General features: G+C 49.8%; 9 protein-coding genes. 3 read left to right on the top strand and 6 right to left on the bottom strand.

Annotated features, from left to right (window positions below; all coding sequences use genetic code 11):
- Positions 1-71: 71 nt before the first annotated feature.
- The gene (locus Q3F21_RS26700) at positions 72-545 is read right to left on the bottom strand and encodes a GNAT family N-acetyltransferase (protein ID WP_340259573.1); all 474 of its coding nucleotides are present in this window, start codon (positions 543-545) and stop codon (positions 72-74) included.
- Between the two features lie 109 nt (positions 546-654).
- Between Q3F21_RS26700 and Q3F21_RS26695 the strand changes: the two genes are divergently transcribed.
- Positions 655-1,077 (top strand): hypothetical protein, encoded by a 423-nt coding sequence (locus tag Q3F21_RS26695; protein ID WP_340259571.1) that lies wholly within the window; start codon positions 655-657, stop codon positions 1,075-1,077.
- 255 nt (positions 1,078-1,332) lie between these two features.
- On the opposite strand, the gene Q3F21_RS26690 is transcribed toward Q3F21_RS26695, so the two are convergent.
- The 5 genes from Q3F21_RS26690 to Q3F21_RS26670 form a co-directional block, all read right to left on the bottom strand.
- Positions 1,333-1,743: a hypothetical protein gene (locus tag Q3F21_RS26690; protein WP_340259569.1), complete on the bottom strand. Its 411-nt coding sequence runs from the start codon at positions 1,741-1,743 to the stop codon at positions 1,333-1,335.
- A 101-nt stretch (positions 1,744-1,844) separates the two neighbouring features.
- Entirely contained in the window at positions 1,845-2,390 is a 546-nt protein-coding gene (locus tag Q3F21_RS26685; RefSeq protein ID WP_340259567.1) for a GNAT family N-acetyltransferase, read from the bottom strand.
- Between the two features lie 195 nt (positions 2,391-2,585).
- Entirely contained in the window at positions 2,586-2,798 is a 213-nt protein-coding gene (locus Q3F21_RS26680) for a YezD family protein (RefSeq protein ID WP_340259565.1), read from the bottom strand.
- Positions 2,799-2,930: 132 nt separating this feature from the next.
- On the bottom strand, positions 2,931-3,200 hold the full coding sequence (locus Q3F21_RS26675; protein ID WP_340259563.1) for a DUF2325 domain-containing protein: 270 nt from the start codon (positions 3,198-3,200) through the stop codon (positions 2,931-2,933).
- An 825-nt stretch (positions 3,201-4,025) separates the two neighbouring features.
- Positions 4,026-5,042, bottom strand: a complete 1,017-nt coding sequence (locus Q3F21_RS26670) for an NADH:flavin oxidoreductase/NADH oxidase (RefSeq protein ID WP_340259575.1) — start codon at positions 5,040-5,042, stop codon at positions 4,026-4,028.
- Positions 5,043-5,314: 272 nt separating this feature from the next.
- Between Q3F21_RS26670 and Q3F21_RS26665 the strand changes: the two genes are divergently transcribed.
- Complete coding sequence (locus Q3F21_RS26665; protein ID WP_340259561.1) at positions 5,315-6,571, top strand: helix-turn-helix domain-containing protein; 1,257 nt, start codon at positions 5,315-5,317, stop codon at positions 6,569-6,571.
- Between the two features lie 13 nt (positions 6,572-6,584).
- Positions 6,585-6,716 (top strand): hypothetical protein, encoded by a 132-nt coding sequence (locus tag Q3F21_RS26660; RefSeq protein WP_340259559.1) that lies wholly within the window; start codon positions 6,585-6,587, stop codon positions 6,714-6,716.
- The last annotated feature ends 12 nt before the right edge of the window (positions 6,717-6,728 follow it).

Genomic DNA, 6,728 nt, shown 5'->3' with positions numbered 1-6,728 from the left:
AAGCAAACAGCCGCCAGAATCCGCGGCTGTTTGGTTCGTTTCAACTGTTTATGCCCGTTTTCCTCTGATCGCTACCGGATTTCCTTCAAAAACAAAACGCGGTCCTGTCCCTTGCCGTCATAGTTGACAAATACGGAAATGCCATCCACCTCGCCGTTGCCTTTTTCAATGCGGAACCCCATGCGAGTGTGAAAGGCGATGGATGTTTTATTTACCGGCGAAGTTACGCACCTGATGAGTTCGCAGCCCCTCTCCCTCGCCTTGTCGGAGAACATCTCGTACAAACGCTTGGCGATGCCGTCCTTCCTGTACTCGGGATGCACGCCGATAAAGTGAATGTACGCTTGTTTCGGATCCGTCTGCGAAACAAAACCGATGAGGAAAGCGATCATCTCACTGTCTTTCTCAACCACGAAGCTGGTATTCTGAAAGTGCTGGAAAAACAGCTTGGGAAGCATGTCGGCCATATGCCGGCCTCCCCACCAGTCGTCGATGACGGAGATGACTGGTATGTAGTCGGATTCACGGGCATGACGAATATTCATTTTCCGACACTCCTTTTTCTATTTTTGCGGTACAATAGCCGCTGTTTCCCGGCAACGCCGCGAAATGCCCGCCATTACCTTAATTCTGACGCTAAAGGAGATGCTTGCTATGGAAGCATTGTCCCGTATAGAAAGATCGCTTGTCGAGCTGTTCCGCATGGAGGAGTGGGAGCGCGATCCGGCTTTTTCCCGTTTCATCCCGATGGTCTACGAAACTGTCCGCTTTGACTGGCGCAGCTTCTTTGAACCGACGTTTGTCCGCACCTTCAACGGTATGATGCTGCGCGGGGCCGAACAGGTTCAGACCGTATACCTCGCCGTTTTTCCTACGGACGACGTCCTGGAACGGTTTCTCGCCATGGCAGCTCCCGGCGATCTGCTGTTCATGCACAATCCGCTCCTGATCGAATGCGGCGATCCGCGCGGCGCTTGGGGAAGGGGCTTCCTCCCGATCCGCCCGGACCTTTTGGAGGCAATTCGCGAACAAGAGCTTTCCGTCTTTACCTGCCACTTGCCCATGGACACCAGCTGACCCATCGGTACAGGCGGCGCGATTATGGAAGCTCGATGCCGAAGCCATACAGCCCTTCTGGCCGGAAGGAAACGGCCATATCGGCATGATTTGCCGGGTAAAAGAGACGGATACCGCGTCTTTAACCGATCGTTTAAGAGCGATTTTTGACATCCCCTACGTCGACTTTGCAGGGGAAAAGCGAGAGCCCATCCGGAGCATTACCTGTAAGCACGGGTCACCTTCGACAGGCATTCACGGTATTGGCGGCGTCATTCAAAATGCTATATTTTCCGGCCTGTACTGGTATTTTTCATACTCGCCATCCGCCTCTCCCATCGGGATTCTCACCATCAGCTCTTGATTTGCCAAAAAATAGTAAAGTATGACGATATCCTTTTGCGCATCTTTTTGGGATTTTGCCGCCGCATGAACCATATAGGCTCCCAATGGTTTTCCATCCTGATAAATGACCGCTGGATTAGGGAGATCCACCATTGACACCTGATAACCGATGCTCTCAGCATCTTCCCTTGCTTTCATCGTCACCGAGCGCAATGCTTCGTACGTCTGGTCGTCGATATTCAGGCTGTCTCTCGCCGTACTGTAAGGGTCTTTACTGCTGCAGCCCGAGAACAGAAAAAGCGCGCCCCCCAAAATCAGCATGCCTATCATAAATTGTCTCATGTTTTGTACCGCCTTTTTTATTCGGCCCAGTGAAAAAGCTGTGTCATTCGTAGGAAGTATCGGACATTCCCATGTCTCCGCCCCTTGTTTTTCAATAGCCGTCATTCATGAAACCTTCCCATAACAATCGTGTTGTAGTATTTGCCGTCGGAAAGAATTTTGTCGTTTTTCAATATTCCCTCGACTTCAAAGCCAAGCTTTTTATACAGCTGAATGGCTTTCTCGTTTGTTTCCAGAACGTTCAAGGTCGTTTTCTTAATACCGTTGGAATCAGCCCAAGAAATGGATTGCTTTAACAGATTTTTGCCGATGCCATATCCCCAAAACTCTTTCAAGACGGCTACGCCAAACTCCACTTTATGGGAGAATCTGCTCAAATCATTGCCTTCGCATCTTGAAAACCCGATGATCCGGTCGTGGGCGACAGCGACCAAAAACAGGTTTCTCGGCTTTGCGGCGTCCGTTTTTATCAGCTGTTCAAAACCTGGTACATCGATGAAGCCCTCCCCTTGTTCTCTATCCAGATTTTCGGTTTCTCCGTCAATCCGTACTCTTAATTCGGAGAGGACTTTTGCGTCTGCAGCGATTGCGGACCGAATCGCATAATCCAGCCCATTTACGGAAAATTCTTGTTTGGTGATGATCATGGTATACTCCTTCACGGTAAGCTGACTTTGAAACATAAATCAGGTAAAAGCGTTGCAAGACCGTTTCCCACATATTACCACGGGATAAGCACGAGAACAAAAAAATAGCTCTTTTCTTAGTCCGACTTGGCCAAGAATCAGAGCTATCATTCCATTTTCTTTGCAGGAGAGGAATTTTTCCAGCGACCGTGCGAATCACCCGCCTTGTCTCGCCCGTTCGACTAGCAGCCTCTCCTTGGACGCAGCCGTTTTTTCCAGCGGGAATCGCTTTTTCTCGGTCCGTTCAATCTGGGTGATCTGGGATTCGTGCACGATGATGTTCAGGGTCCCGTACTCCAATCCCTCAAGAGCCTCCAGAATCATCTCCAGACGGGTATCAAAGCCCTTTCCGTGCCCTTTGTTTGCCATACGTTCCACTCCTGTTTTTCCCGATTTGACTTGCAGTCACACGATTGAATGCCCTTCCATTACCCGGGCCAGACGCGGAAGAAAGGTTTAATACTCATTATATCTATGTGGGAATTACACATCAAAAAACTTCTACAGCACCTGTTCCATCATGGTACACGACCTCCTGCAAAAGACGATCGGAAGCTTTTTGGCTTTCGCCTGGCCCTTCACGTGGCAGGACAGATTGTGATTGACGAAATCGGTAAGCACGACGATCATTTTCGTATCAGCCGGGATTTTCACCTTGTACTGGGAATGCTTTCGTCCTGTGACGTGATAAATTTGCTGATAACCGCGCCCATGCAGCACATCGGTGATATTGCCCAAGCGGTCTCCGCCGATGACCAAAACAGCTGACATTGCCTCTCCCTCCAGATTTCCTGTTTTTCAATACCGGACCATCCGTTAACGATTTCTGTCCGCTTGCTGCCGTTTTTGCGCATTCCTGATAGTAAAAAAAGACAAGCAGAGCCCCTTGTTTGCAGGGAAACCTCCAGTTGTCCAGTCGGTTTCGCAGAATAATACCAAGTATTTTAATAGGTTTTTGTTCAATTATAAAAAGATCATTGTTGCCTGTCAACGGCTGATTGTGGGGCGAACTGTTTCTGCTGGGGTTAATTGGAAAGATGGTCGTCTCGTTGCTTAATAATGGGAGGTGGTTCGAGCGATAGCGGAGGAGATGAAACAGGGTGAAAACGCTGCAGGTTCGGTGGGACACTTGCTGGGTCTTGTACTGGCCGGCCCCGTTCCCAAAGCGGAAGCCGCGTCCAAAAGCAGCGTTTTCATGGATGCTTCTCAGAGTTGGACGCAAATACAGCTTCCGGAGAGTCAATGAAGGGAAAAGAGAAAAAAACGTAAAAAGACCTTCTAATGCGAGAGTCCTGCAAAATACCTCTTATTGAGGTTGAGGGTAGCGTAACCCTTCAATTATTTTTCAAAAATAGGACGAAAAAAAGTAGCCCGTTCTCCCTTAGGAGGTGGGCTGCCGAGAGCGTAAAAAGTTTTGTGTAAATGGTTAAACCCTCCATTATGGAGCTGATCATTTATGCAAGACAAAAGAGACATGACGATCAAAGAGTTAGCGAAGGATTGCCGCACCATCGAAAACGTGCACGCCGACATTCATCTCCCGCTTTCGTTACGCTTCGCAAAACTTAGAAGTGGGAGACTTCTTTCGGGTGAATGTTAAAAAGCGCGGCCGTATTGCTTGGGAGGCACGAGCTCGCCGTGTAGCCGCTTGATTGCGTGAAGCGCCCAGTACGGGTCTCGGAGCATGGCGCGGCCGACGGCGACCAGATCGGCGTCGCCCAGCGTCGCTGCCGCCAGATGCGGGTCGTCGAGAATGCCCACGGCGATGACCGGGACGTCAAGCGCTTCCTTGATCGCACGGGCCATCGGGACCTGGTAGCCGGGATGGATGCCGGGGCGGCCTCCGGAACCGATCGGGCCTTCTCCACCGCTGGTGATGTGGAAGATGTCCACTCCCGCCTCCCGGTAACGGCGGCACAGCTCGGTGCTGTATTCCAATCCGTAGCCGCCGTCGATATATTCGACTGCCGATACCCGCATGATCAGCGGCATGTCGGGGGGCAGCACGCTTTTGACAGCCTGGATGACTTCGATGCCGAACAGCGCCGGGTCCTGGCCGTACTCGTCGGTACGCTGGTTGGTGACCGGGGAGTGGAACTGATGGATCAGATAGCCGTGCGCTCCATGCAGCTCGATCGTGTCCACGCCAGCTTCCACGGCCCGCCGCGCGGCATCGCGGAAGAGCCCCACCATCTCCTTCACCTCGTCTGTCGTGAGGGCGCGAGGGGTCTTGAACTGCTCGCTAAACGGGACAGGCGACGGTGAGACAGGCACTTCCGCATCCTGTGCCTTGCGTCCGGCATGGGCGATCTGGATGCCGATCTTCGCGCCGTACTTCTGCACCTCGGAGATGATCCGCGCGAAGGCGGGAATCTGCTCGTCTGACCACAGACCGAGATCGTAATCGGTAATCCGCCCGTCCGGGTGCACATCGGTCATCTCCATGATGATCAGTCCTGCGCCACCGACAGCCCGGGATACGTAGTGGACAAAATGCCAGTCGTTCGGAGCTCCGTCCTTGGCCTCGACGGAATACTGGCACATCGGGGGCATGACGATGCGGTTTTTGAGCGACAAGCCTTTGTGCTGAAATGGCGAATCCAGCTTGATCATAGTCATACTGTTCACTCCAGCTCCTTCCTTTTCTCGATACGTTTATCATCTCAAAAGCGCCTCCGATTGGCAAAGCCTGGCGACACTTTGCCTGCAGCTTGAGCGGGAAGGGCTTTCTGTTCTTCCTGAATGGCGAATTGCCGAAGCGAATTCTGGTATATTCCAAATGTTTTATTTTTTATACATATTTACCAGTTTTATATTACCATTTTTTATTATATATGGTATTCTGAAAAAATAATAGATCAAAAACTTTTCAGGGGGCTCCTACTATGGCGATAGAAGGGATAGGCGCAATGATTCTCACATACCGGCAACGGGAGAATCTATCGTTGAGCAAACTCGCAGAGCGAACAGGAGTCAGCAAGACATCACTCTCCAAAATCGAGACGGGGGCCACAAGACATCCCAGTTTTCAATTGTGGAAAAAAGTTGGACATACACTTCATATCCCCTTTGACGAGATCATTGGCCACTACTTGGACACTACAGAGCGGCCTGCGACGATTAAATTGCTTCTGGAGGAATCCATTGCCCTAAATAACAAAATGCTGATCCAAAAAGCTGCTCAAAAGCTTCTGGAAACAACGAGAATGGATTCGCTTCTGGCTTTGGACCATCTTCTCCAGGTGACAAAAGGAATAGATGCTCAGCGTACCAAGTTGACACTCTATGGCGTAATCATTGATTACACTCGAAAAAGCGGCATTCCCTATTTTCTCAGCAAAAGCATTTATGAGCGCTATATACTTGAACGAGACGATTTTGCCCGCTTTGAGGAAACATACTGGCGGGGCAAAGAATTATTGTCCTACATCGATTTTCTACAGCCGACAGAGCGTGTTGACTATTATTATCGTATGGGAGTGCACGCTTATATTCTGGAGTACTATGGTGAAAGTATTGAATTGTGTAGAAAAGGGATTCATGAAGATCAAACGGACAACAAATCAAGAGCATCAGCCCTCATTTCGACGGTCAACTCGTACTTGCGTCTGGGGGATCTGATACTTGCCGAATTTTTCTTGGAAATGTATGAACGCAGCCAATATGCCGACTTTCGAAAAAAACATTTGCGAGCGTTGTTGTATGCGAAAAAAGGAGATTGCGACCAAGCGATTGCCCTTTACAATGATTGCCTTCACGAAGCCAAGCCGGACGGTCGCATCACAATCGTCAGCGATCTTCTGGAGGTGTGCCTGGAAACAGGCCGAAATGATGCGATCCAAGAGCTGATCGGCTCTGAAGACACATTTTTGCCTGTAGACTGTCACCCAAACAGACTGAAACATGCAGCCAGATACTTTAAGAGAAAAAGCGCCTGTCTGCTTGCCATGGGGCAAATTGACGACGGGATTGACAGTCTTATTCAAAGCATCAGGTTCTATCGGCAGATTGGGGCGGTTGAAAAGACAATCCAGTGTTTCGGTTTACTGCTGCGGTACCATCGGGTGAGCGAGAGAAACTTTTCTTTCGAGGATATGGAAATAATTGAGAAAATATGTAATAATCATGTAATAAATGAGTAGGGGGGATCATTCAGTGAAAAAGTGGATGTCTGTATTTGCTTTTCTGTTTCTTTTCACTGCAAGCAACATGCATGGAATACCCAATGATGCTGATCCTGATTGGAAAGCGGCTCCTATTGCCGCTTTTGCAGACCCGGATTGGTAAGAATACGATTGC

This window comes from Brevibacillus borstelensis, assembly GCF_037834415.1.
Lineage (GTDB): Bacteria > Bacillota > Bacilli > Brevibacillales > Brevibacillaceae > Brevibacillus > Brevibacillus borstelensis_A.
This window is presented reverse-complemented; position numbering and strand designations above follow the sequence as displayed.

Bases quoted from the DNA above. Each gene is read 5' to 3' on its own strand.
- Q3F21_RS26700 (WP_340259573.1), bottom strand. From the start codon at position 545: ATGAATATTCGTCATGCCCGTGAATCCGACTACATACCAGTCATCTCC.
- Q3F21_RS26695 (WP_340259571.1), top strand. From the start codon at position 655: ATGGAAGCATTGTCCCGTATAGAAAGATCGCTTGTCGAGCTGTTCCGC.
- Q3F21_RS26690 (WP_340259569.1), bottom strand. From the start codon at position 1,743: ATGAGACAATTTATGATAGGCATGCTGATTTTGGGGGGCGCGCTTTTT.
- Q3F21_RS26685 (WP_340259567.1), bottom strand. From the start codon at position 2,390: ATGATCATCACCAAACAAGAATTTTCCGTAAATGGGCTGGATTATGCG.
- Q3F21_RS26680 (WP_340259565.1), bottom strand. From the start codon at position 2,798: ATGGCAAACAAAGGGCACGGAAAGGGCTTTGATACCCGTCTGGAGATG.
- Q3F21_RS26675 (WP_340259563.1), bottom strand. From the start codon at position 3,200: ATGTCAGCTGTTTTGGTCATCGGCGGAGACCGCTTGGGCAATATCACC.
- Q3F21_RS26670 (WP_340259575.1), bottom strand. From the start codon at position 5,042: ATGATCAAGCTGGATTCGCCATTTCAGCACAAAGGCTTGTCGCTCAAA.
- Q3F21_RS26665 (WP_340259561.1), top strand. From the start codon at position 5,315: ATGGCGATAGAAGGGATAGGCGCAATGATTCTCACATACCGGCAACGG.